Origin of the sequence: Rhizobium sp. Root491, assembly GCF_001427205.1 — a bacterium.
GTDB classification, from domain to species: Bacteria; Pseudomonadota; Alphaproteobacteria; order Rhizobiales; family Rhizobiaceae; genus Agrobacterium; species Agrobacterium tumefaciens.
In genome coordinates, this window is record NZ_LMFF01000001.1 from 189,670 (window position 1) to 215,062 (window position 25,393).

21 protein-coding genes are annotated in these 25,393 nt (G+C 58.5%); 11 read left to right on the top strand and 10 right to left on the bottom strand.

The annotated features are described in order from the left end of the window. Nucleotides 1-134: 134 nt before the first annotated feature. The 5 genes from ASD46_RS00910 to clpP all read right to left on the bottom strand — a co-directional run bounded on the left by ASD46_RS00910 (nt 135) and on the right by clpP (nt 8,287). Nucleotides 135-2,333: an esterase-like activity of phytase family protein gene (locus ASD46_RS00910; protein ID WP_060641778.1), complete on the bottom strand. Its 2,199-nt coding sequence runs from the start codon at nt 2,331-2,333 to the stop codon at nt 135-137. Between the two features lie 358 nt (nt 2,334-2,691). After that, nucleotides 2,692-2,967 carry a DNA-binding protein HupB gene (hupB, locus tag ASD46_RS00915; RefSeq protein ID WP_003496481.1) on the bottom strand — a complete coding sequence of 92 codons (276 nt, stop codon included), beginning with the start codon at nt 2,965-2,967 and terminating at the stop codon, nt 2,692-2,694. Between the two features lie 288 nt (nt 2,968-3,255). Then, nucleotides 3,256-5,673, bottom strand: coding sequence for an endopeptidase La (lon, locus tag ASD46_RS00920; protein ID WP_003512645.1), 2,418 nt, complete (start codon nt 5,671-5,673; stop codon nt 3,256-3,258). 412 nt (nt 5,674-6,085) lie between these two features. Continuing rightward, nucleotides 6,086-7,363, bottom strand: a complete 1,278-nt coding sequence (clpX, locus tag ASD46_RS00925) for an ATP-dependent Clp protease ATP-binding subunit ClpX (protein WP_003512644.1) — start codon at nt 7,361-7,363, stop codon at nt 6,086-6,088. 291 nt (nt 7,364-7,654) lie between these two features. Beyond that, entirely contained in the window at nt 7,655-8,287 is a 633-nt protein-coding gene (clpP, locus tag ASD46_RS00930; protein ID WP_003496491.1) for an ATP-dependent Clp endopeptidase proteolytic subunit ClpP, read from the bottom strand. Between the two features lie 455 nt (nt 8,288-8,742). Between clpP and ASD46_RS00935 the strand changes: the two genes are divergently transcribed. Continuing rightward, nucleotides 8,743-9,990: a sensor domain-containing diguanylate cyclase gene (locus ASD46_RS00935; protein WP_025593251.1), complete on the top strand. Its 1,248-nt coding sequence runs from the start codon at nt 8,743-8,745 to the stop codon at nt 9,988-9,990. Nucleotides 9,991-10,075: 85 nt separating this feature from the next. Then, the gene (locus ASD46_RS00940) at nt 10,076-11,329 is read left to right on the top strand and encodes a cytochrome P450 (RefSeq protein ID WP_025593249.1); all 1,254 of its coding nucleotides are present in this window, start codon (nt 10,076-10,078) and stop codon (nt 11,327-11,329) included. 58 nt (nt 11,330-11,387) lie between these two features. On the opposite strand, the gene ASD46_RS00945 is transcribed toward ASD46_RS00940, so the two are convergent. From ASD46_RS00945 to ASD46_RS00955, 3 genes are all read right to left on the bottom strand, one after another. After that, a complete protein-coding gene (locus tag ASD46_RS00945; RefSeq protein WP_025593247.1) occupies nt 11,388-11,756 on the bottom strand; it encodes a cupin domain-containing protein in 369 nt (122 codons plus the stop codon). 15 nt (nt 11,757-11,771) lie between these two features. Then, nucleotides 11,772-13,055 (bottom strand): O-acetylhomoserine aminocarboxypropyltransferase, encoded by a 1,284-nt coding sequence (locus tag ASD46_RS00950; RefSeq protein ID WP_035198148.1) that lies wholly within the window; start codon nt 13,053-13,055, stop codon nt 11,772-11,774. Between the two features lie 73 nt (nt 13,056-13,128). After that, nucleotides 13,129-13,563, bottom strand: coding sequence for a CoA-binding protein (locus ASD46_RS00955; protein WP_025593243.1), 435 nt, complete (start codon nt 13,561-13,563; stop codon nt 13,129-13,131). A gap of 884 nt (nt 13,564-14,447) precedes the next feature. Here ASD46_RS00955 and ASD46_RS00965 point away from each other — a divergent pair. From ASD46_RS00965 to ASD46_RS00990, 6 genes are all read left to right on the top strand, one after another. Then, nucleotides 14,448-15,284 (top strand): EamA family transporter, encoded by an 837-nt coding sequence (locus ASD46_RS00965; RefSeq protein WP_025593242.1) that lies wholly within the window; start codon nt 14,448-14,450, stop codon nt 15,282-15,284. Between the two features lie 251 nt (nt 15,285-15,535). Next, nucleotides 15,536-16,000 carry a 50S ribosomal protein L13 gene (rplM, locus tag ASD46_RS00970; protein WP_003512633.1) on the top strand — a complete coding sequence of 155 codons (465 nt, stop codon included), beginning with the start codon at nt 15,536-15,538 and terminating at the stop codon, nt 15,998-16,000. A gap of 2 nt (nt 16,001-16,002) precedes the next feature. Further along, the gene (rpsI, locus tag ASD46_RS00975) at nt 16,003-16,470 is read left to right on the top strand and encodes a 30S ribosomal protein S9 (RefSeq protein ID WP_003512631.1); all 468 of its coding nucleotides are present in this window, start codon (nt 16,003-16,005) and stop codon (nt 16,468-16,470) included. 131 nt (nt 16,471-16,601) lie between these two features. After that, nucleotides 16,602-17,555, top strand: a complete 954-nt coding sequence (speB, locus tag ASD46_RS00980) for an agmatinase (protein WP_003512629.1) — start codon at nt 16,602-16,604, stop codon at nt 17,553-17,555. Nucleotides 17,556-17,626: 71 nt separating this feature from the next. Next, nucleotides 17,627-18,559: an N-acetyl-gamma-glutamyl-phosphate reductase gene (gene argC / locus ASD46_RS00985; protein WP_025593240.1), complete on the top strand. Its 933-nt coding sequence runs from the start codon at nt 17,627-17,629 to the stop codon at nt 18,557-18,559. Nucleotides 18,560-18,569: 10 nt separating this feature from the next. Next, nucleotides 18,570-19,415 (top strand): aminoglycoside phosphotransferase family protein, encoded by an 846-nt coding sequence (locus tag ASD46_RS00990; RefSeq protein WP_060641780.1) that lies wholly within the window; start codon nt 18,570-18,572, stop codon nt 19,413-19,415. A 6-nt stretch (nt 19,416-19,421) separates the two neighbouring features. Here the strand turns inward: ASD46_RS00990 and ASD46_RS00995 are convergent, their stop codons facing one another. Further along, nucleotides 19,422-20,525 (bottom strand): COX15/CtaA family protein, encoded by a 1,104-nt coding sequence (locus tag ASD46_RS00995; protein ID WP_025593237.1) that lies wholly within the window; start codon nt 20,523-20,525, stop codon nt 19,422-19,424. A 242-nt stretch (nt 20,526-20,767) separates the two neighbouring features. Here ASD46_RS00995 and ASD46_RS01000 point away from each other — a divergent pair, with 242 nt between their 5' ends. Beyond that, nucleotides 20,768-20,980, top strand: a complete 213-nt coding sequence (locus ASD46_RS01000; RefSeq protein WP_003512618.1) for a DUF2842 domain-containing protein — start codon at nt 20,768-20,770, stop codon at nt 20,978-20,980. A 98-nt stretch (nt 20,981-21,078) separates the two neighbouring features. Further along, nucleotides 21,079-22,311 carry a polysaccharide biosynthesis GNAT family N-acetyltransferase UppA gene (uppA, locus tag ASD46_RS01005; protein WP_025593236.1) on the top strand — a complete coding sequence of 411 codons (1,233 nt, stop codon included), beginning with the start codon at nt 21,079-21,081 and terminating at the stop codon, nt 22,309-22,311. 21 nt (nt 22,312-22,332) lie between these two features. Here uppA and uppB read toward each other — a convergent pair whose 3' ends face one another. Further along, nucleotides 22,333-24,597, bottom strand: a complete 2,265-nt coding sequence (gene uppB, locus ASD46_RS01010) for a polysaccharide biosynthesis protein UppB (protein ID WP_025593234.1) — start codon at nt 24,595-24,597, stop codon at nt 22,333-22,335. Nucleotides 24,598-24,806: 209 nt separating this feature from the next. Between uppB and uppC the strand changes: the two genes are divergently transcribed. After that, nucleotides 24,807-25,379, top strand: coding sequence for a polysaccharide export protein UppC (uppC, locus tag ASD46_RS01015; protein ID WP_003512614.1), 573 nt, complete (start codon nt 24,807-24,809; stop codon nt 25,377-25,379). The last annotated feature ends 14 nt before the right edge of the window (nt 25,380-25,393 follow it).

Sequence of the window (25,393 nt, forward strand, 5' to 3'; positions counted from 1 at the left end):
GACCATGCCTGTTTTAACGGCTGGTATGCGACTCATCGTGGGGAATCGGCATTCCCCAGATCGGGGTTTCTTCCGCCGCACAAAAAAGCCGGGCTATGCCCGGCTTTTCTCATTTGCGATTCTATTCGGACCGATCAGTTGATCGCCTTCAGATCGACGGTAAAGAACAGCGTTTCGCCGGAAGATCCGTCGACGCCGTCATTGTCAGTGACGACATAGGCCGTTCCTGCCTTGTCGAAGGTGAAGCCTTCCAGCTTGTCAACGGTATAGCCATTCGTCTGGGACTTGAGGTCCGGCAGGAAATCATGTGCTTCCTGCTTGGCCACCAGCGGCAGTTCGCCACCGATCTTGCCCGGCTTCAGGTCAGCGATCGCGACGCGGTAAAGCTTCTTGATCTTTGCCTTGTCACCGACCTGATTGTCGCGCTCGACGATATAGACATAGTCGCCCTGTGCGGTGATTTCAGAAAGGCCGACCCAGCCTGCCTCGGTCTTGTCGAGCGGGTAACGCACGGCGCCCCATTCCTTGGACTTCGGATTGTAGGAGACGAGCTTGACGAAACCCTTCTCGTCCGTGCCCCATTCGCGCTGTACGGCCATCCACAGCGTCGCGTCGTCGCCCTTGCCGATCATGGTCACGCCTTCGAAACCGAAGCGGGTTTCGCCAGCCAGCAGTTCCTTCGGCAGAGCGATCTCAGCCTTGATCTCGCCCTTGGCGCTGACATTGTAGAGTGCGTGGGGCACTAGCTTGGCACTGTCACCTTCCGAGGCCAGCCAGAAGCCGCCCTTACCGTCAAGCGTAATGCCTTCGATGTCGAGTTTCTGGGCTGCGATACCGTCGCGCTTGATGCGCAGGACGCTGGTTATGGTGGCGGGCTTCTTCGTTGCGTCGATGGTGTAGATCGACGGCTGGTTTCCATAGACCGAGTCGGACACGGCATAGAGGATGCCAGGCTTTTCAGCATCGCCCACCAGACCGGAGAGAGCGCCCCAGCCGATTGGTGCGCCATCAACGGTGGCGGAAGCGAGCTGCGGGTAGGCAATCTGGCCTTCTGCGCGTTCATAGATCATGACATGCGAGCGAGCGCCGCCATCTTCGACGAGATCGGCTTCGTTGGCAGTGACGAGAAGATTGCGCGACGGAATGGCGACGGCGCCTTCAGGCGAAATGCCCGAGGGCAGAAGCTGGACCAGTTCCGGTGTGCCGCCCGTATCCTTGTAGACCGCAGCGAGAGACGCGCGCTCGGCAAGAACGAAGAAGTACTTCTGACCATCGAAGGTTGCCGTCTCCAGACCTTCCGGCTCGATGCCCTTGGCCTTGGAGCGCTTTTCCGGATAGTGGCCGATGCTGGCGGCAGCGTGCTCAAGGGTGGCACCGGCTTCATAAAGAAGCTTGCCGGTCTTGTCGAAAATGGTGAAGCCGCGCGCGCCGCCCTGCCAGTCAGCCTCATTGGCGATGACGATTCGGTCATTGTCCAGCCACTTCACGGCATCTGGCTCACGCTTGCGGCCTTCCTGCTTGTCGGTGAATTTGATCTGGCCGTCCGTCTTCGTGTCGACGCCTTCCAGATCAACCGTGCCGGCGGAGAAATGCGTCTTTACCGTACCGGTCTTGCCGTCGATGATGACGATGTGGTTGTTTTCCTGCAGCGTGAGCGCGATCTCGCCATTGGCATTGATCGAGACGAATTCCGGCTCCGGATCTTCCGGGGAGATTTCGGCAAGGCCGGTCACGTCGATCTTCTTCAGCGTCGCGCAGTCGGCAACGCCGTTTTTCAGACCGACCGTCACCAAATAACCGGCCGGCATCTGTGGCAGGGCGCCTTCGTTCACCTCTTCATCGCGTTCGTTTTCGATCGCGATAGCGGCGAAGGTCTTGTCCGGGGAAATTGCGACAGAATCTGGCTGGCCGCCGAGATCGCAGCTCGCTTCAATCTTCTTGGTGGCGATATCGACCGTCACCAGCTTGCCGGACGGCTTGGCGCGGTTTTCGGACGTGTTGACACCGGCCAGAACCTTGGCGCCAGCAACGGCAACCGAGGTCGGTTCGCCTTCCAGCAGCAACGCGCCGCCAGCCTTGGGTGCCTTGGCGTCGGTGATGTCAACGAATCCAATGCCGCCAAGCGGGCTGTCCGAATAGATCAGTGTCTTGCCATCTTCGCTGGCGGTTACGATTTCAGCTGAAGTGACGGCCTTCGCGTCCTTGTCCGCTGGCAGGTTCTTTACGACCGGGAAAGATGCGATGCGGTTGAAAACCGGCTCGGCAGCAGCCGGAAAGGCCGCGGACGTGAGCAGAGCAGCAGTCAAAGCCATCTGAGAAAGTCGGAACGCCATTATAAATCCCCCTTGGATCCAAAAAAACACCCTATGGCTTCTGCGTCAGAGACATGACAGCGGCATGACATTTCCTGTCGGAGGAATCAAAAAGCCCGACCATGAAGGCCGGGCTTTCCTGTTCGTGCGCACATTCCGCGTATCAGAGCGCCGTGTGACCGGATGGAGGCTACACAGGCGCGCTCTCCTACTTTCAAGTACATCTTGCCGGTTCGAAAAAAGGGCTATCCGAAAAAGCAATTCGAAAAGCCGCCCGGTTTACGTGCCGGCATGATGGCGTCAGGGCGTCAAAACATGTTTCCTCGTGAACCTGAAAAGCCGCCCGCCCGCCGCCGGACGTCACGGCCTTTCGGAAACCTTACGAGTTGACGGCGTCCTTCAGGCCCTTGCCTGCGGAAAACTTCGGTACGTTGCGAGCCGGGATATCGACTTCAGCACCCGTGGAAGGGTTACGACCCTTGGAGGCTTCACGACGGCTTACGGAGAAGCTGCCGAAGCCAGCGAGACGGATGTCGCCACCGCTCTTCAGTTCGTTCTGTACGGTTTCGAATACGGCATCAACAGCGGAAGCAGCATCTGCCTTCGTGAGACCAGCCTTTTCGGCAACAGCAGAGACGAGCTCGTTCTTGTTCATGTTTCCACCCCTTTCAATGGTTTGAAACGACTCAAATTAAGCCGGCGCAGAATACGTCTGTATCCGCGCGCAGCAACTCAAAAGCGCTGGAATCGCCTGAAAAACAAGGGGTCTGCGGGGTTTTTCACAAAAAAGGCCGACATTTCTGCCGGCCTTTCCCTTAAACGTGCCAATTTCGCACCAGTTCTGCGAGCATCAAAGAAGCATCGCGCCTTTCGGCATCTAACACATTGAATCTATGCACAGGTGTCGCGAAAACCGATTCTGGCTTTCACAACGATGTGGCAATCAATGTGCGATCGTCTGTCCGCCCTCGTCGACACCGTCGACAGTTGCGATAACAGGCGTTTCGATGCTGCCGTCCCACTCGATTGGCTCGGGCATGCGAAGCAACGCGTGCTTGATGACCTCACCCATGCGAGAAACCGGGATGATCTCCATCTCGTTCTTCACATTATCAGGAATATCCGCCAGGTCCTTGGCGTTTTCTTCCGGGATGAGCACCTTCTTGATGCCGCCGCGAAGCGCCGCAAGCAGCTTTTCCTTCAGGCCGCCGATTGGCAGCACGCGACCACGAAGCGTGATCTCGCCCGTCATCGCCACATCCTTGGAGACCGGGATACCGGTCATGATGGAGACGATGGCGGTTGCCATGGCAACACCGGCAGACGGTCCATCCTTCGGGGTAGCCCCTTCCGGAACGTGAACGTGAATGTCGCTCTTGTCGAAACGCGGCGGTTCGATGCCGAAGTCCACGGCGCGCGAGCGGACATAAGATGCCGCTGCCGAAATGGATTCCTTCATCACTTCCTTGAGGTTGCCGGTGACCGTCATGCGGCCCTTGCCCGGCATCATCACGCCTTCGATGGTGAGCAACTCACCGCCAACTTCCGTCCATGCCAGACCGGTGACGACACCAACCTGATCCTCACGCTCTGCCTCGCCGTGGCGGAACCGCGGAACGCCCAGATAATCCGGGACATTGGCTGCGGTGACTTCCACGGACTTGACCTTGCCCTTGATGATCTCGGTCACGGCCTTTCGTGCAAGCTTCATCAGCTCGCGCTCGAAGCTGCGCACGCCCGCCTCGCGGGTGTACTGCTGGATCACGATCATCAGAGCGTCATCGCTGACCGAGAACTCTTCCGGACGCAGGGCATGTTCCTTGATCGCCTTCGGCAGCAGGTGACGCTTGGCGATTTCGCGCTTTTCGTCCTCCGTGTAACCGGCGATGCGGATCACTTCCATACGGTCCATCAGGGGACCTGGAATGTTCAGCGTGTTGGCCGTGGTCACGAACATCACGTCGGACAGGTCGTATTCCACTTCAAGATAGTGGTCCATGAAGGTGGAGTTCTGTTCCGGATCGAGCACCTCCAGCAGTGCGGAAGACGGATCGCCACGGAAATCCATGCCCATCTTGTCGATCTCGTCGAGCAGGAAGAGCGGATTGGACTTCTTGGCCTTCTTCATCGACTGAACGATCTTGCCCGGCATAGAGCCGATATAGGTACGGCGGTGACCGCGGATTTCCGCCTCGTCACGCACACCACCCAGCGCCATACGCACATATTCGCGGCCGGTCGCCTTGGCGATCGACTTGGCGAGCGAAGTCTTGCCGACGCCGGGAGGACCGACGAGGCACAGGATCGGGCCACGGATCTTCGAAGCGCGAGCCTGCACGGCCAGATATTCAACGATGCGTTCCTTGACCTTGTCCAGACCGAAATGATCCTGATCGAGGACCGCCTCGGCGCTGTTGAGATCAACCTTGACCTTCGACTTCTTGCCCCAGGGCAGGCTGAGCAGCCAGTCCAGATAGTTGCGCACGACAGTCGCTTCCGCAGACATCGGGCTCATCTGGCGAAGCTTCTTCATTTCCGCCTCGGCCTTATCCTTGGCCTCCTTGGAAAGCTTGGTCTTGGCAATGCGCTCTTCCAGTTCGGCCATCTCGTCACGGCCGTCCTCGCCGTCGCCGAGCTCCTTCTGGATCGCCTTCATCTGTTCGTTCAGATAATATTCGCGCTGCGTCTTCTCCATCTGGCGCTTGACGCGCGAGCGGATACGCTTCTCAACCTGAAGCACGGAAATTTCGCCTTCCATGAAGCCGAGCGCTTTTTCAAGCCGCTGCTTCACGCTGACGGTTTCCAGCATTTCCTGCTTTTCGGTGATCTTGATCGACAGGTGCGAAGCAACCGTATCGGCCAGCTTCGAATAATCGTCGATCTGGCCGGCAGCGCCGACAACCTCGGGCGAAATCTTCTTGTTGAGCTTCACATAGCTCTCGAACTCCGAAACGACGGAACGCGACAGCGCCTCGATCTCAACCGGGTCTTCCGCAGGCTCCTGCAGCGGCGTCGCAGACGCTTCGTAGAAATCCTCGCGGTCGGTATAGGCCTCGATCTGGGCGCGGCCCTTGCCTTCCACAAGCACCTTCACGGTGCCGTCGGGCAGCTTCAGAAGCTGGAGAACGTTAGCGACCGTGCCGACCTTGTGGATGGCTTCCGGGGACGGATCGTCATCGCTGGCGTTGATCTGGGTAACAAGCATGATCTGCTTGTCCGAGCCCATGACCTCTTCGAGAGCGCGAATGGATTTTTCCCGCCCGACGAACAGGGGAACGATCATATGCGGGAAAACGACAATGTCGCGCAGGGGAAGTACCGGATAGATACCGCCGGATGCCGCAGACGTGATGTTCGTCATATCATTTCCTTTCATGGTCCCTTTCAGGACACTTTGCCTGACGTCTTGGGGCGTCCGGCATATTCATTTCTCGAGACTGAAAGTGGAGTTTCGGAACGCCGATTTCAAGTCACCGGAAGAGACGACCCCGCGCAACGGCACGGCCGTAAAATTCAAACAAATACAGCGCCGGCTATTACTCCCGACATTTCCGGTTATCCCACAGGATCAGGAACCGGGTCGCCGACGGTAATTCACATTTCCGTCATATCGCGCTGCAAATCAGTTTTAAGACTTTATCAGCAAAGCGCAATCCGCTCCAAACGCAAAATCGGGTTACTCCAAGTTAGCGGCAAGTTTCGCACCTGCCACAACAGAAAAGGCCCGCACGAGTGCGGGCCTTTTGAATTCATCAAAGCGTCGGATCGGTCAATCAAGCCGAAACATTGGCCTTTTCTTCCTGACGATCCGCATAGATGTAGAGCGGGCGAGCGATGCCGCTGACGACATCGTTGGAGATCACCACTTCGCGCACGCCTTCCAGCGTCGGCAGTTCGAACATGGTATCCAGAAGGATCTTTTCCATGATCGATCGCAGACCGCGGGCACCCGTCTTGCGGGTAATCGCCCGGCGGGCAATCTCGCGCAACGCGTCCTCGTGGAAGGTCAGTTCCACATCTTCCATCTCGAAAAGACGCTGATACTGCTTGACCAGCGCGTTCTTCGGCTCGGACAGGATCTGGATCAGCGCATCCTCGTCAAGGTCCTCCAGCGTAGCCAGAACCGGCAGACGGCCGATGAATTCCGGAATGAGACCGAATTTCACCAGATCTTCCGGCTCCAGTTCGCGAAGCACCTCGCCAACGCGGCGATCGTCTTCCGCCTTGACGGTCGCACCGAAGCCAATCGAGGTCTTTTCGCCCCTGGCCGAGATGATCTTGTCCAGGCCAGCAAACGCGCCGCCGCAGATGAACAGGATGTTGGTCGTATCCACCTGCAGGAATTCCTGCTGCGGATGCTTGCGGCCGCCCTGCGGCGGAACGGAAGCGACCGTGCCTTCCATGATCTTCAGAAGCGCCTGCTGAACGCCCTCGCCCGACACGTCACGCGTGATCGACGGGTTGTCCGACTTGCGGGAAATCTTGTCGACTTCGTCGATATAGACGATGCCGCGCTGGGCGCGCTCGACATTGTAATCCGCAGCCTGCAACAGCTTCAGGATGATGTTTTCCACGTCCTCGCCGACATAACCGGCTTCGGTCAGCGTCGTTGCGTCCGCCATTGTGAAGGGAACGTCGATGATGCGGGCGAGCGTCTGGGCAAGATAGGTCTTGCCGCAACCCGTCGGACCGACGAGCATGATGTTCGACTTCGCAAGCTCGACATCGCCATTCTTGGAGGCGTGCGCGAGGCGCTTGTAATGGTTGTGAACGGCCACCGACAGGATCTTTTTCGCCTGCTTCTGGCCGATGACGTATTCGTCGAGGATCTTGATGATGTCCTGCGGGGTGGGAACACCCTCGCGCGACTTCACCATCGACGTCTTGTTCTCCTCGCGGATGATGTCCATGCACAATTCGACGCATTCATCGCAGATGAATACCGTCGGTCCGGCAATGAGTTTCCGGACTTCGTGCTGGCTCTTGCCGCAGAATGAACAATAGAGTGTATTCTTAGAGTCGCCGCCGTTGCTGCCGCTGACTTTGCTCATATCACTTTCCTTCCAGCACGCCGCAGGTCCGCCAAACGGATCGCGGTCAACTTACCGCCCGCCGATACGGCCGCCCTTGGGTGCATCGCCGTATCCGCCTCGTTTCCCGGGGTACTAACCGGTATCAGATACATGAGCTGACAACCGGCTGCAACGAATTCCCCATCAAACCAAAGGCCACGTCATAAAAATTCAACACAGCCTTTATATATACTAATATCGCTTTCTGTTGCGGTTGAAAGCCCCGAAATTACTTTGCGGGGTTAAACAACTGTCAAAAAGCGTCGCGCCTTAATTCGCGGCGGCGCCTTCCATTTCCTGGCGCGAGGTGAGGATCTTGTCGATCACACCCCAGTCCTTGGCCTCGTCGGCATCCATGAAGTGGTCGCGATCAAGGGTTTTTTCAACCTCTTCCAGCGTACGGCCGGTGTGCTTCACGTAGACTTCATTAAGGCGACGCTTCATTTTGATGATGTCGCGGGCGTGACGCTCGATATCCGAAGCCTGCCCCTGGAAGCCGCCGGAGGGCTGATGCACCATGATGCGGGCGTTCGGAGTTGCGAAACGCATTCCCTTTTCGCCAGCGGCCAGAAGCAGCGAGCCCATGGATGCGGCCTGGCCGACGCAAAGCGTCGAAACGGCAGGACGGATAAACTGCATCGTATCGTAGATCGCCATGCCGGCGGTCACGACGCCACCCGGCGAATTGATGTAGAGCGCGATTTCCTTCTTCGGGTTTTCAGCCTCGAGGAAAAGCAGCTGCGCGCAGACGAGCGAGGCCATCTGGTCTTCCACCGGTCCGGTGAGGAAAATGATGCGTTCCTTGAGAAGACGGGAAAATATGTCATAGGAGCGTTCGCCGCGATTGGTCTGCTCTACGACCATCGGCACCAGAGCCATGGCGGTATCAACTGGATTTTTCATGTCCGTCCTTTGTCAAACTCTGCCCTTCGCGGAAAACCGCTCCGGAATCACTTCTAACCTTCGTTCTCCCTACATAGAGTGTCCCTGCCCGGTACTTCAAGACACGAAGCCGCATATCCTTAACGGCTCAACAGCGTTTACGGGCGTTTTCCACCCGCGGGGTAACGGCTATGGACAAGCCGATGCCAACCGGACCATTCTCTGTCGCCCGCATTATTTTTTAACAGGAGCAAACCGCAAACGCAAAAACCGGTGTGTTGCCCAGATATAACTTCTCACTGGCAAGAACTCGTTAGGTATTTGCGGCTGATACTACGCCCGCGAATTTCCGGTTTCCCGTCAGGGGGCGGGAGCCTCTTTTGAGGCGAAATGGCATCTCCACCAATTCGGCGGGCATTGCGCACATCGTGCCGCGAACCGCTTTTACGGCATGATAGCGCAGATAGGATTTTGCAATGCTGGATGCAAAGACGGGCATGCTGCTTTGGGCGTCGGAAACGCTGACCCTTGCCCTGCTGCTGGGAACCCTGTGGCTGCACCGCCCTGCCCGCCGGCACAATATCTATTTCGCCGCCGGTTTTGCCGCAACGAGCGCCGGCACGGTGATGGTGGCGCTGCGCGGCGATATTCCCAACTTCCTGTCGATCGAAGTCGGCAATACGCTTGCCCTTTCGGCCTTCAGTTTCTGGCTCGCCGGTCTCCTGTCCTTCGAACAGCGCAAGACCGCCGGCTGGATCGCCATTCCGCCGCTGTTATGGGTGGCGGGCATGCTGATCGGCCCCGTACGCGAAAACATGGTCCCGCGCATCCTGCTCTATCACATCTGTGCCGCCACCGGTTATTTCATGCTGGCCGGCATTCTTCTGGCCAACAAGGCACGCGCGTCATTCAGCCGCAAGGTGCTGGCGGCCACCTTCATCCTGCAGGCATTTTGCGGGGCGCTCGTGGCGTCCATCGTCATTCCCGTCAACGCCGCCGCCCCCAACGCCATTCCGCTAACGGCAGCGCTCGCCTTTTCAGGCATTCTCGGCTTTACCATCATCGTCATGATGAGCGCCAAGATCATCATGGAAGATACGGAAACCCGCCTGCACCGGCTGGCCATGACCGACCACCTGACCGGCGTCCTCAACCGGCGAGGGCTGCTTGAAGAGTTCGAACACATCAAAAAAAGGTCGCCCGGCTCCAGCCGTTACGTGGCGCTGGCGCTGTTTGACATCGACCATTTCAAGAAGATCAACGACAAATACGGCCATCAGTCGGGAGACGCGGTGCTTGTGCATTTTTGCAATATGGCGCAGCGGGTCATCGGTGAGCGCGGCCTGTTCGTCAGGATGGGCGGCGAAGAATTCGCGCTCGTCGCCGAAGTGGAAAGCCCCTCCAGTACCGTGACGCTTGCGGAAGCCATCCGCAGCAACCTGCGCCTTTCAAAGATCAGCGCACGCGGCGAAAACATCGAGGTCACGACCAGCGTCGGCATATCCGAAGCCATGATCAAGGATGCGGATCTGAGCGTAATGATGACGGAGGCCGACCGCGCGCTTTACGCGGCCAAGAAGGCCGGCCGCAACCGCACCGTGATCCACGTCAATTCAGCCAATGTTGTCGTCCCCTCTCCGGACCGGAACGAAAACCCGATGGACAACAATGCCAACCGGCAGGTTGCGGCGCTGAACCGGATAGCGGCCATCGCCAACCGGTGACAAAGTAACCACGCAGTGACATGCGGATAAACACACGGAACGGCATTTTCACGCCCTTCCCAAAGTGCGGCGCGCGGAATAAACCATGGACATGACAGCGACATTTCCCTTTCTCAAAATCGATCCCGCCACGCGTCGTGTTTCACTCGATGCCCGCAATCCGGCTTTCTACAACGATCCGAACCCGGTCTATGCTGCCCTGCATGCCCAATGTCCCACTTTCTATTGGGAAGAGCAGCGGCAGTGGTTTTTCACCGAATACGACCATGTCAGCGCCCTCCTGCGCGACCGCCGGTTCGGACGGCAGATCCTGCATGTTGCGAGCCGCGAGGAGATCGGTCTGGCAGAGCCGCTCGAGCATGTGAAGCATTTCGACGCCGCAGAGCAGCACTCGCTTCTGGAGCTGGAGCCGCCGGAACACACACGGCTGCGCACCCTCATCAACCGCGCTTTCGTTTCGCGGCATGTCGACAAGATGAAGCCAGAAATAGAGGAACTCGCCAACCGGCTGATCGACGCCTTCGAACGAAACGGCGAGACGGAACTGCTCTCTTCCTATGCCGATATCATCCCGGTCACGATGATCGCGCGCATGATCGGCATTCCCGAGGAAATGGGGCCGCAGCTTCTGAAATGGTCACATGCCTATGTCGGCATGTACATGTTCAAGCGCACGCCTGAGGACGAGCTTCTGGCCGACAGGGCCGCACATGAGTTTTCAGACTATGTGCGCAGTGTGATCGCGGAGCGCCGGGCGGAGCCGAAAGACGATCTGCTGAGCCACATGATCCATACGGAGCACAAGGGCCAGTATCTGACCGACGACGAGCTGATCTCGACCACCATCGTTCTGTTGAACGCCGGGCACGAGGCGACGGTGCACCAGATCGGCAATTCCGTGCGCATCATTCTGGAAAGCGGCATTGCGCCTGACACACTTTTCCACGACGAGACGGCAACGGAACGCACGGTGGAAGAAACGCTGCGTATCTGCGCGCCCGTCCATATTTTCCAGCGCTGGGTTCTGGAGCCGGTCGAGATCGATGGCGTGGAATTCAAACGCGGCGACAAGGTCAGCCTCATTCTGGCGGCCGCCAATCTCGATCCGGCCAAGTTTTCCGATCCCCTGGCATTCAGGCCGGACCGAAACGAAGGCGCCAACGTCTCCTTCGGCGCCGGCATCCATTTCTGCATTGGCGCGCCGCTGGCAAGACTGGAGCTGAACCTAGCCTTGCCTCTGCTTTTCAAGCGACTGCCGGGCCTGAAGATTGCCGAGCCACCCAAGGTCAAGGACGTCTATCACTTCCATGGTCTGGAACGGCTCGATCTCAGCTGGTGACAGCCACGCCGGGAACAACCTTTATCCCGGCGATGGACCAATAGAAATCATCCGGCCCCTACAACCGGATGACATAATCCTTGCGGGTCGTTTCGATGACCTCCCAGGTTCCCTTGAAGCCCGGCCGCAGGACCAGCCTGTCGCCCGGTTTCAGATCGCGCGGGGATCCGCCATCCTCCGTCAGGATCGAGTGACCCTCGAGGATGTTGAAATATTCCCATTCGTCATAGACCACCCGCCATTTGCCGGGTGTCGACTGCCAGATGCCGGCATAGATGCCACCGGGCGCTTCCTCCAGATTCCACGTGGTGAATTTGGGGTCGCCGGAAATCAGCCTTTCCGGTGCGGGTGCACTGTGCTCCACGTCCGCCTCGACATCACCGGCCGTAGCGGTTCGTGTATCTTCGAATGCGAGAAAATTCGTCATGACGACCCCGGTCTCTCAGAGCTTCGCAAGCGATTGTTCGAGATCGGCGATGATGTCCTTGACATCCTCGATGCCGATCGAGAGGCGCACCACATCCGGTCCGGCACCCGCCGCCGTCTGCTGTTCCGGTGTCAGCTGCGCATGTGTCGTGGAAGCCGGGTGGATGACGAGAGAGCGTGTATCGCCGATATTGGCGAGATGGGAGAAGAGTTGCAGACCTTCCACCAGCGCCTTGCCGGCGGCATAACCGCCCTTGATGCCGAAGGTGAAGACGGAACCAGCGCCCTTTGGCGAATAATGCTGCTGGATTGCGTAGTTGTCGCTGTCCTCCAGCCCGGCATAATGCACCCAGCCGACCTTGGGGTGCGCCTTCAGCCATTTGGCGACGGCCAGGGCATTGTCGGAGTGGCGCTGAACGCGCAGCGGCAGGGTCTCTATGCCTGTGAGGATGAGGAAGGCATTGAAGGGCGAGATCGCAGGGCCGAGATCGCGTAAGCCAAGAACGCGGCAGGCAATCGCGAAGGCGAAATTGCCGAAGGTCTGGTGCAGCACGACGCCGGAATATTCCGGGCGGGGCTGCGACAGCGACGGATATTTATCCGTGGCCGACCAGTCGAAAGTGCCGCCATCGACGATGATGCCACCCATGGAATTGCCATGGCCGCCGAGGAATTTCGTCAACGAATGCAATACGATATCCGCGCCATGTTCCAGCGGCCGCAACAAATAGGGGCTTGCCATGGTGTTATCGACGATGAGCGGCAGGCCGTGACGATGGGCGACATCTGCAATCGCGGCGATATCCACGAATGTGCCGCCCGGGTTGGCGAGGCTTTCGATGAAGATGGCGCGTGTGCGGTCGTCGATCTGCCGTTCGAAACTGGCCGGATCAGCCGCATCGGCCCAGCGCACCTGCCAGTCGAAACCCTTGAAGGCGTGGCCGAACTGATTGATGGAGCCGCCATAAAGCTGGCGTGCCGCGACGAAATTGTCGCCGTGTTGCAGCAATGTGTGGAAGACCAGCAATTGCGCGGCGTGACCGGATGCAACGGCAAGTGCCGCCGTGCCGCCTTCAAGCGCTGCGACACGCTCCTCCAGAACCGCCTGGGTTGGGTTCATGATGCGCGTGTAGATATTGCCGAACTCTTTTAATCCGAACAGCGCGGCTGCGTGATCGGCGTCACGGAAGGCATAGGCCGTTGTCTGGTAGATCGGCGTCGCGCGCGCACCGGTGGTCGGATCGGGCTGTGCGCCCGCGTGCACGGCCAACGTTGAGAACCCGGGATTGCTGCTCGGCATGATGTTTCCTCCAATGATATTTTGGAGGGATCATAATGCCTTGCCGTCAAATGATAAGTCCAATCCGTACCAACTATCGCACAATATTGAGACGCGGATACTCAATTGCGGGGCAACGGTCCATCACCACGTTCATGCCGTAGGCCTCGGCCTTGGCCGCCGCATTGTCGTCTCTGACCGACAGCTGGCCCCAGATCACCGATGGCCGCTGCGGCAGCAATATCGCCTCTTCGACAATTGCCGACAAATATTCCGGCGCCCGGAACACATCGACCATATCAACGGGTTCGGGAATGTCGGCAAGCCGCGCATACACTTTCTGCCCCAATATCTCCTTGCCCGCCTGACCGGGATTGACCGGAAACACGCGGTAACCCTTGGACAGCAGAAAGCGCATGACGCCGTGGCTCGGCCGATCCGGATTGGGAGAGGCGCCAAGCAGGGCGATGGTCCTGACATCCGTCAGAATTTTTCTGAGGTAATCCGGTTCATAGGTATCATGCTGCATGTCAACTTTTCCCTCTGCCATATCGCGCGGTTCAAGGACCTCATGCGCCGGGTCGACGCTCAATGGCCCAGCGAGAATTGCCTCTCCCGCATAAATCCGCGGACGAGCTTTTCGCACCGCTTTTTTGCGGCCCCTTTCCTAGATCTAGGAACCCTCTTCCTTCTCTTGAACCCCCGCCCGAATGAAAATATTGAACAAGCCGGGCTCGTGGTGTCACGAAAGTACACCTAGTTTCGCGCAAAATGATTTCACAAAAACACCTTAAGCGGCGTTGTGCTGAGTATTTTTATCCAGTTTTTCAAAAGCATACATTTCGATGAATATTTGCTGAAACAACATTTGCGTGCATCTTATGCGCCCTTCGTCTCCTGTTTGTTTTCATTCCGTTCACCGATGAATTAGGCGTATCTAATTTTCAGAAAGTTATTCTGTAAATCAAGTTATAGGTAAAACTGTAACGTTGTAGCGAGCCATTCAGTAATGAATTGAAACTTCTTTTCATTTTGAGCCTGCATGTGCTCGCTTGATTGATACAGTTTTATCTTCTGGATATGGGCAATTTTGAGCAGGAATAATCGCCGCAATCGGTCGCATTTTTGCGAAAAACACGTTCCACAGCAAAACCATAAGCTGTGCATCCGGCATCGGCGCGTAAGTCCTGCTGATGAAATCGTGAGCACGGCCGCATATCGCCTCTCGCACAGTTACCCACTCCATCCCGCAACACGCACAAACCCGAAACTTGACACGCGTCATAATCCGCAAAGAAGCAACCGCTTACGAGAGGAGGATTTGCGTCTCCCACAGCCACCACGGAAAATGGATTCCGGTTTTCAAGCCGATGCTGTAGGTTGCCTGGAATAGCCCATGATCGAGTCTCTATCGTGACATTTGACATTCTAATTCTGGTGCTTCTGGGCGCGATATTGCATGCCGGATGGAATGCGCTGGTAAAATCCGGATCCGACAAGTCGCTGGACGCCTCGCTGATCGCGGCGGGCGCCGCAGCTTGTTCTTTACCCTTCCTGCCCTTCCTGCCGTTTCCCGCGCCGGTGGCCATTCCCTTTCTCATCGCCTCGGCCGTTCTGCAATTTGCCTATTTCCGCCTAGTCGCCGCCGCCTATACGATCGGCGATATCGGCCTCGTCTATCCCGTCATGCGTGGCGTGGCGCCGCTGATCGTCGCAGCGACGAGCAGCCTTTTTCTCAGCGAGATTTTAAGCCCGCTTGCGCTTGCCGGGATTGCCATCATTTCCGGCGGTATCCTGACGCTTGCCTTCGAGGCGCGGCGCGGCGGCGGAAAGGCGATCATTGTCGCGCTCATCAACGCCTTCGTGATTGCCTCCTACACCTTCGTTGATGGTGTCGGCGCAAGGCTTTCCGGCAATGCGATTTCCTATACGCTGTGGATGTCGCTTCTGCCGCCCGTCCTCCTCTTCGGTTTCGCCTTTTACCAGCGCGGCGTAAGCGCCGTTACGCACCATGTGCGGCGAAACTGGTGGCGCGGCCTGATCGGCGGCGGCGGCTCCATCCTCTCCTACGGGCTGGCGCTCTACGCCATGACCAAGGCCCCCGTCGCCGTCGTCGCGGCGCTGCGCGAAACCTCAATTCTGTTTGCGCTGGTGATCTCCGTCGTCATCCTCAAAGAACGCGCCAGCGTCTGGCGTTATCTCGCTGGCGGCATCATCGCAGCGGGTGTTCTGGTCATGCGGCTGGGATGAAACAGGTAAATCTATGGGGTAAATTAATACCACATAGACAAACCATTGTTTTTATTGATTTATTTTTACAGCCAGCAAAATCCGTCATATTGACGCTTCATCAAGCACACCGTATAAGCGCGCCAGATCGGATTCCAAAGGGAATATGGTCATTTGCGGTCGCCTTCGGGTGACCAAACCAAGCAACAAGAAACGCCCGTATGCTCTTACCTTAAAAGAGGATCACGGGTCCACGTTAGAAAGTGAAATCCATGTCTACTTTCGTTCAGAAGCCTGCTGAGGTGGAGAAGAAGTGGGTCATCATCGACGCCGAAGGCCTCGTTGTTGGTCGCCTCGCCACCATCATTGCAACCCGCCTGCGCGGCAAGCACAAGGCCACCTACACCCCCCACGTCGATGATGGCGACAACGTCATCGTCATCAACGCGGAAAAGATTGCCTTCACCGGCAACAAGTACGCCGACAAGAAGTACTACTGGCACACCGGTCACCCGGGTGGCATCAAGGAGCGTACGGCTCGCCAGATCATCGAAGGTCGCTTCCCGGAGCGCGTCGTTGAAAAGGCCGTCGAGCGCATGATCCCGCGCGGCCCGCTCGGCCGTCGTCAGATGAAGAACCTGCGCGTTTACGCCGGCTCGAACCACCCGCACGAAGCACAGCAGCCCGTCGTTCTCGACGTAGCCGTGCTCAACAAGAAGAACGTAAGGAGCGCCTGATAATGGCCGATCTTTCCTCTCTGAAAGACCTCGCCCCTGCATCGGAAGCTTCTGCTCCCGTGCACGTCCGCAAGGTTGACACTCTCGGCCGCTCCTACGCGACCGGCAAGCGCAAGAACGCCGTTGCCCGCGTATGGGTAAAGCCGGGTTCTGGCAAGATCATCATCAACGGCCGCGATTTCACCACGTATTTCGCACGTCCGGTTCTGCAGATGATCCTTCAGCAGCCGATCGTTGCCGTTGCACGCACGGGCCAGTTCGACATCATCGCTACCGTTGCCGGTGGTGGTCTGTCCGGTCAGGCCGGTGCCGTTCGTCACGGTCTGTCCAAGGCCCTCACCTACTTCGAACCGGGCCTGCGCGCCGTTCTGAAGAAGGGTGGCTTCCTGACCCGCGACAGCCGCGTTGTCGAACGTAAGAAGTACGGTAAGGCCAAGGCCCGCCGTTCGTTCCAGTTCTCCAAGCGCTAATCGCTTCTCGGAACCGTTCGTTCAAAACTTCGAAAAGGCGGGGCTTCGGCTCCGCCTTTTTTCATTGCCATCCTTCTTGTTTTTTCGGCGAGAAGACAGCACCCTCAGCGCAAACCGCAATGGGGTGATCAATGCCATCAAAAACCATCGACCATGCCTTCACCGCAGCAACGCTGACATCGGCTGCGACCGACCCGACCCATGCGGGCGTCCTCTCCTTTATGCGGCGCAAATATACCAAGATCCTCAAGGGCGTATCGACGGCCGTATGGGGTGTCCCCTTCGATGCAGCGACATCCAACAGGCCGGGTGCACGCTTCGGGCCGCAGGCGATCCGCCGCGCCTCCGCGATTTTCGACAACGACCCGCAATATCCCTTCGCCCGCGATCTTTTCGCCCATATGCCGACCATCGATTATGGCGACTGCCTGCTCGACTACGGCAATCACTGGAAAACGCCTGATACAATCGAAAAGGAAGCGCGCAAGATCATCTCCAAGACGGATTATCTGCTGACGCTTGGCGGCGACCATTTCATCACCTGGCCGCTGCTGAAGGCGCATGTGGCAAAGCACGGCCCGCTGGCGCTGGTGCATTTCGATGCGCATCAGGATACCTGGTTCGACGACGGCAAACGCATTGACCATGGTTCCTTCGTGGCACGCGCCGTGCGCGATGGTCTGATCGATGCCGATCGTTCCATCCAGATCGGCATTCGCACCCATGCGCCTGAGGATTTCGGCATCCGCATTCTCCACGGTTACGAGGTGGAGGAGATGCGGGCGAGCGACATCGCCTCGCTGATCATCAAGCACACGGCAGGGATGCCCACCTATCTGACCTTCGATATCGATTGCCTCGATCCAGCCTTTGCGCCCGGAACCGGTACGCCTGTGGCCGGTGGGCCGACAAGCGCCAAGATATTGTCCGTCCTTCGCGGACTCGGCCAGCTCGATATTCGCGGCTCCGATGTGGTGGAGGTCGCGCCCGCTTACGACCATGCTGATATCACTGCCATTGCCGGAGCGACCGTTGCAATGTATATGCTTGGCCTGCGCGCCGAACGGCTGGCGAAGGCCGGCTGAACCGACGCCCGGGCGCTTAGCAAACTGAATCCGATTACACTCGCAACCCTCTGAAAAGTCAGGACAAGGACATGACAGCGAAGATCTTCATCGATGGCGAACACGGCACAACGGGTCTGCAGATCCGCACGCGCCTTGCTGGTCGCCGCGATATCGAGTTGCTGTCCATTCCCGAAGCAGAGCGCCGCAACGCCGCTATCCGCGAGGACATGCTCAACAACGCCGACATTTCGATTCTCTGCCTGCCGGATGATGCTTCCAGAGAAGCTGTCACCATGGTGGCAGGCAACAACAATGTCCGCATCATCGACACCTCGACCGCCTATCGTATCCATAAGGACTGGGCTTACGGTTTTGCCGAAATGGACAAGGAACAGGGCGAAAAGGTTCGTTCCGCCCGCTTCGTCGCCAATCCGGGCTGCTACCCGACCGGTGCGATCGGCCTTCTGCGTCCGCTGCGCGCCGCCGGCATTCTGCCCGATGGTTATCCCGTCAGCGTCAACGCCGTGTCCGGATATACCGGCGGCGGCAAGCAGATGATCGCGCAGATGGAAGATCAGAGCAGGGACGATGCGATCAGTGCCAACAACTTCCTCTATGGCCTGACGCTTGCACACAAGCACGTGCCGGAAATGACCATTCACGGCCAGTTGGACCGCGCCCCGCTGTTTGCACCCTCCGTCGGGCGCTTCCCGCAGGGCATGATCGTGCAGGTTCCGCTGTTTGCCGCCGACCTCAAGGACGGCGCGACCATCGAGACCGTGCATGCCGCGCTAACCGCCCATTATGCCGGACAGGACATCGTCAGCGTCGTTCCGCTTGCCGAAAGCAAGGGGCTGTCCCGCATCGATGCCGAGGAACTGACGGGCAAGGACACGATGAAGCTGTTCGTCTTCGGCACGCCGGGCGGCGAACACATCAATCTCGTCGCGCTGCTCGACAATCTCGGCAAGGGCGCATCGGGTGCGGCTGTCCAGAACATGGAGCTGATGCTCTCGGCATGAGGCTTTCTGCGTGAGCCGAGCTATCCCCCTTTTTCCGGCCTCGTGGAATATCGAGGCCGCAAAACAGATTGCCGATACGCCGGCCGGGGTGGTTTACGAAGTCAGACTTGGCAATGGTTCCCTTGCCATCGCCAAGGTACTTAAACACAAGGTTCTGAAAGACAGCCTTCGCGGGGCGGATTTCATCGAATGGCGGGCAGGTGTCGGCTGCGTGAAGCTGCTCGATCGCTCCGACGACATATTGCTCATGGAACATGCCGGCAATGAGACATTGCGCGACGTGCTTTTCCGCGACGGCGACGATGATGCCACGACCGCAATCGCCGCTGACGTTCTCCTTCACTATCACCAGCCTTCAACGCAGACGCCACCAGCAAGCCTGCTGACGCTGCCGCAATATTTCGAAAGTCTGTTCCGTAAAGCCGAGCACGATCGCAGGGAAGGCACGAACAGCCCCTATATCGAAGCCGCTTCACTTGCCGAGGAGCTTATCGGGCACCAAAGCAATATTCGACCGCTGCACGGCGATCTGCATCACGAAAACATCATGCGCAGTGCGCGTGGCTGGATCATCATCGACCCGGCAGGCCTGATCGGCGATGAAGCACTCGACGTCGCCAACATGTTCTCCAATCCGCTCGACCGCTTCGTTCTGACACGCAGCGAGGCACGCATCGCCTCCATGGCGTCGATTTTTGCGAAAGCGCTCAAACGGGACGAACGGGTGCTTCTACAATATGCCTTCGCCTACGGCTGCCTTTCGGCAGCATGGCACGAGGAAGATGGCAACACGCGCGAACGCGACGACGAACTGGCCGTCGCGACAACCATCAAATCTGTCCTGAAGCAATTTTAAGGGTTTTCAGTCCCTGATCTCAACCGCGACAGGTGCCGGGTATTCGCCGAGGAAGCCTCGCCAATGGGCGACTGCAAAACCAAGTACCAGCAGCGCCATGCCCTGATGGGCGAGCGCCACATGAATGTCCACATGCATCAGAAGCGTGGTGATGCCGAGCGCCGCCTGAATGGAGATCAACACGAAGAACAGCACGGCGCGGCGGGCATGCGGCGTGCCGGGCAAGGCGCGAGCCAAGGACACCATATGCCACAGCGTGGCGGCAAACAGCGTATAGGCGCCGAGGCGGTGGACGAACTGCACCGTCTTCGGGTTTTCGAACAAGTTGATCCACCAGGGCTGTTGCAGGAAAAGATCGCCGGGCACCAGGGAGCCGTCCATCAGCGGCCACGTGTTGTAGGACAGGCCGGCATTCAACCCCGCCACCAGCGCGCCGAGATAAATCTGGAACAGACAGAGGAAGGTCAGCAGCGCGGCAAAACGGCGGCCGGTCGTTTCATTGGCAGCATCGGGCGAATGGTGCGACAGGCCGCGCAATATCCACATGCAGCCCGCAAAGATGAGGCACGCGATCGTCAGATGCGTTGCCAGGCGATATTGCGAGACATCCGTACGGTTGACGAGGCCGGAAGACACCATCCACCAGCCGACGAAGCCCTGAAAGCCGCCAAGTCCCAGAAGGCCGATGAGCGGCAGGCGCAAGCGCTTTTCGATGCGGCCGGTCAGCCAGAAGAAGGCGAGTGGCAGGGCGAAGATGAGACCGATGGCGCGGGCAAGCAGTCGATGCGCCCACTCCCACCAGAAGATCGTCTTGAACTCATCGAGCGACATGCCCCGGTTGATTTCCTGATATTGGGGAATACGCTTGTAGAGCTGGAATTCCTCTTCCCATTCGGCAACGGAAAGCGGCGGGATGGCGCCGTGGATGGGCTTCCATTCGGTAATTGACAGGCCAGACTCGGTCAGCCGCGTGGCGCCCCCGACAAGCACGAGACAGAAAAGCGTGAAGAGAACGACGCGCAGCCAGATGCGCAGCAGGCGGCGATCCTTCTCCTGTTTCTGCAGGGCAGCCTCCACCACCATTTCCGCAGAACCATTTGCCATCGTCATGCCGCTCGAACGCATCTTTGAGGTCTCCATCATACAGTCATGTTGATTAGCCCCAACCGGCACCACAAAACAAGGCCTCAGGGTTTGCGGCATCCGGTCGCGGCGGTATAGTTGCGCCAGACACTAGATCGCGCTGTCTCTGCTTCGAATCACCAATACGATCTAGATTTTTTGTTTTACGCATGTCTTTTCCCCAAAACCGATGACACTTTTGGGATACATGCTCGGTTACGGAAGATTTCATGCACCCTCGCCTCAGATCGCTCATCGGCACCATCGTCATCATCTGCCTCGTCGTCATCTACGCCGTAGCGGCGACGGCCATCGCGTCGGCGACGCTGGCGCAATCTCCATGGTGGGTGCATCTTGCCTACTTCGTGCTGAGTGGGCTTTTGTGGATACTGCCCGCCATGCTGGTCATCAAATGGATGGCCGGCTCCAAAAAACAGGAATAGGCACCTGCCTTCTACGGGACATCCAGAGGTCGCAATTTTATAAACCTCTTGTTTGCCGCTCAACGATATAGTCTCACCGAAACAACCGGAGAGCGTGGATGGCGGCTGAAGCGCCGGTCATAGTCAGCGAGGGTGAAGGACCAGCCGCCGTGCAAAACGAGCGGCGGGGCGCCGATCGCCTGGCTATAGATCTCGTCGACGATGCCTCCACTATCCGCGCCGACTGGGAACAGCTGGAGAGCGACCCGCTCAATTCGCTGCATCAGGGTTATGGCTGGTGCTCCATCTGGGCGCAAACGCAGGACAGACCCCTCCTCATCATTCGCGGCAGGCAAAGCGGAAAGACCGTGTTCCTGCTGCCGCTCGAAATCGTTCTGGAAGGCGGCATCCGCAAGGCACGTTTTCCCGGCGGCCGTTTCAACAATATCAATACCGGGCTTTTCGACCGGTCCTTCGCCGAAGCAGCCAGCCACAAAACGGCAGCAGCCATTGCCCGCGAAGCGCGAAAGCTGCTGCGTGGCCAGGCGGATATTCTTGCCTTGCAGAACATACCGCTGATCTGGCGCGGCAGGACCAACCCGCTCTCACATCTGGCATCAGTCGAAAACCAGAACCCGGCCTTCCAGATTCCCTTACTGGCAAATTTTGAGAGCACGCTTCGGCAGATCAACGCCAAGAGGCGCCGGAAGAAATTCCGCATCCAGAGCCGGAGAGCCGAGGAAATGGGTGGTTACAGCCATGTGATCGCCCGTTCGCCACGGGAAAAGTGCGAATTATTGCAGACGTTTTTCCGGCAGAAGGCAGCCCGGTTCGCATCGCAGGGCATTCCGGATGTTTTTCGCGATCAATCGGTAAAAGACTTTTTCTATGACCTCGCAAATTTTCCGGAGATCGGCACAGACAGTCTTCTGGAACTACACGCCATTCGTCTGCATGGTCAAAATGAAGGTTTCATCGCTGCCATATCCGGCCTTTCGCGCAAGCAGGATCACATCATCTGCCAGTTCGGTTCTATCGATGAGACCTTCGCGGAAATCAGCCCCGGTGAGCTGCTGTTCTGGCTGATGATCGAACGGGCTTGCAGTGAAAATGCGGCGATCTTCGATTTCGGCGTCGGTGACCAGCCCTACAAGCGCAGCTGGTGTCCGCTTTTCACCGTGCAGCATGATATTTTCCTGCCGGTGACGTTGAAGGGCCGCGCGGCAGCCTCTGCCTATGTTGCCATTGCCCGGACAAAGAGCCTGATCAAATCCAATCCGGCACTCTATGCGTTCATTCAGCGTTTCCGCGCCGGTCGGCCGAGCATGGACGCGACGCCCGCTGCCGACTGACCAGTTATCGGCCGCGGCATCTCAGGCGGCGCTCAGACGGTCCGGTTTGCGCATGCCGGTCATCGGCAATGCCTGCTCGTAGCCGTGGGCAACCAGTTCTCCGAGGGTCTTTGCCAGCAATTCGCTATCATTACCGGGAACGGACACGACTATTTCCGCCGGCAGATTGCGCAGCATTTTCTCAAGGCTCGATATCTGCACCGCGCCGCATTCCACCAGAACTGTGTCATAGGCGTCGGAAAGCGCGCTGAGGATCATGGTCAACCGGTCGATGGCGCGCATGGCCTCACGCGGCTGCGCATTGCCGCGCGGCACGATATGGGCATCGGAAAGCCGGTCGCCGTGAATGGTTTCGCCAAAGGCGGCGGCACCCGCCAAAAGGTCCATGACGCCCGGCAGTCCGGTCTCAGGCGCCATCAGGCGCGTCGGACAGGCCGATGCCGTCATATCGACGAGAACGACCGAACGGCCCATTTCGGACAGGGCGCGCGCCAGCATGACGGTTGTGGTCGAACCACTATCACCAGCTGGAGACACGACAGCTGCGACGGTTTTGGCAAGACGGGTGGCGAGGAAAGACGCGACGGCGTCGATTGAGAAATTGTCGGCGTTGTCGATCTCTTCTTCCGCAGCGTCCGCTTTCACAGCCATGGCGTCTGCAGCCGGCAGGACCGGTTTGGCAGCAACGGCTGCGACCGGTATCTGCGCTTCCTGTTCGACAATGGACTGGCGGGCAGCGGCAGGCATGGAACGAACCGCAGGCGTCGCATCCTCTTGACGTGCGGGGAGCGGTTGTTCCGGCGTATCCGGTGTCTCATTCGTGTCAGCACGCGCTTTGGCGGGCGGTGGCGGATCGGACAGCGGCGGGACATGGGTCTTGCCAACCGGCTTCAACGCCCGCCCGGTGAACAGTTCCACGAGCATGACGACGATGCAGGAGAGAAGGAAGGCCGCCAGCGTGACGACGATGGTGATGGCGCCGGTCTTCGGGAAGTAGGGTTCGCGCGGCTCCACTGCAGTTGAAATCACGCGGGCATCGGCGGGCGTGGATTCGGCTGAACCGGCGCGCGACGTCGCCTCGCGGTAACGGGCGAGATAGGTTTCAAGAAGCTGGCGCTGGGCCGAAGCCTCGCGCTCCAGGTCGTTGAGGCCAACCTGCTGCTCACCGGCGCGTACGCTTTCCGTTTTCAGCACATTCAATTGCTGAACCAGTTGCCGCTCCCGCAGGCGGGACACATTGGCCTCGTTTTCGAGACTTGCGAGCACCTTGCGGGTCTCTTCCTGAATCTGCCGCTGTATGCCGTCAATTTGGCTGCGCAGCGCCTTGATACGCGGATGGCCTTCCAGCAGCGAGGAAGACAGATCGGAAATCTGGCTGCGCATGGCAGCCTCGCTTTCCTTCAGTCTCTGGATCATCGGCGAGGCGACGACGTCGGGGAAAGTATCGAGTGGGCGGCCGCTCGAAAGCGCGTTGCGCACGCCTTCTGCCCGCGCCTCCGCATTCGCCCGCTCGCCGCGGATACGGCCAAGTTCGGTCGAGATATCACTGAGTTGCCGGGTGGCGAGCGTTTCGCCCTGCCCTGCCGACAGAATATCGGACGAGGCGCGGTAATCCGCGACCTTCCTGTCCGCATCGCGAACCTTCTCACGCAGACTGGCGATTTCCGGCTCCAGCCAGCGTGCCGCCTCCGTGCTTGTGTCCAGTTTCGCGCCGCTCTGCAGCGCGATATAGGCCTTCATCATCGCGTTGGGGACTGCTGCCGCAAGCATGGGGTCCTCGGACGAGAACTCGACCGTTATGACGCGCGAGCTTTCGACCTGGTAGACCTGCAACCTCTCCTGGAACGCTTTCAGTATCCGTTCCTCTGGCGGCACCTGCTGCGGATCTTTCTTGACGCCGACAGCAACCAGCAGCTTCGAGACGAGAGAAGGACGCGCCGCCGGGTCAAGCTCCTGCCGCTCATAAAGCTTCATATCTTTCGCGACCTGCTTGATGAGGTCAACAGATTGCAGGATCTGCACCTGGCTGGAGATGGTCAATTCATCGAGCACGGGTTCGGCGGGCGCATTCGACTGCTGCGACGCACCGAAGGAGGCCGCGCGCGATTCGATGAGGACGCGCGCCTCGCCCTTGTAAGCGGGCGACATCATGCTTGCGACAACGAAGGCGGCGCCCCCGGCAAGCAGCGTGATCGCCGCTATCCTGCCCTTGCGCTGCCATATGGCAGCGACGAGCCGCGCGAGATCGATATCCACATCCCTGTCATCAATGCGATCGCCGTTCATACGGGCTCCGTAACCGAGATACACCTCGGGCGCTCAAATATAGAGGCCAATTTTCGCGAAGTTTAAGTCTTTCCGGTAACACAACAGTTAATTGTGACGAAGCCCACGAAATAAAGCCGATATTACCATCCTTGTGACTGGCTGTTTACCGCCCATTAACCCTAACAGAACGATAAGAATGCTCATAGTTCGACTCGGAGCCAGATGAGATGCCGCTCGCCGGATCACGACATGTCACCGCACTGACGCTTGCCGTTCTAACGGCCCTTTCCGGTTGCGCGGCATATCAACCAGCGCCCAAGGCGTTTCACGAGGGCGCCCTGCAGCCCTATCATGTCGATAGCGGTGACAGGCTGCGCATCAACGTATTCGAACAGACCGGGCTGACAAATACCTATACGGTCGATCAGGCTGGTTATGTCGCCTTCCCGCTTGTCGGTCAGGTTCCCGCCCGAGGCAAGACGCTACCGCAGCTCGAAGCCGCCATTGCCGCCAAGTTGCGCCAGGGTTATCTGCGCGATCCCGACGTCACGATCGAGATCGATCGTTATCGCCCCGTGTTCATCATGGGCGAAGTCGGCCGTCCCGGCCAATATTCCTACGTGCCGGGTATGACGGCGCAGAACGCCATCGCCATCGCCGGCGGCTTCACGCCACGCGCCAATCAGGCCGATGTCGATATCACCCGCAAGATCAATACCGAGGTGATGACCGGCCGGATCGGGATCACCGCACCAATTCTTGCGGGCGATACGGTCTATGTGCGTGAACGCTTCTTCTGAAAAACGGAGCGGCT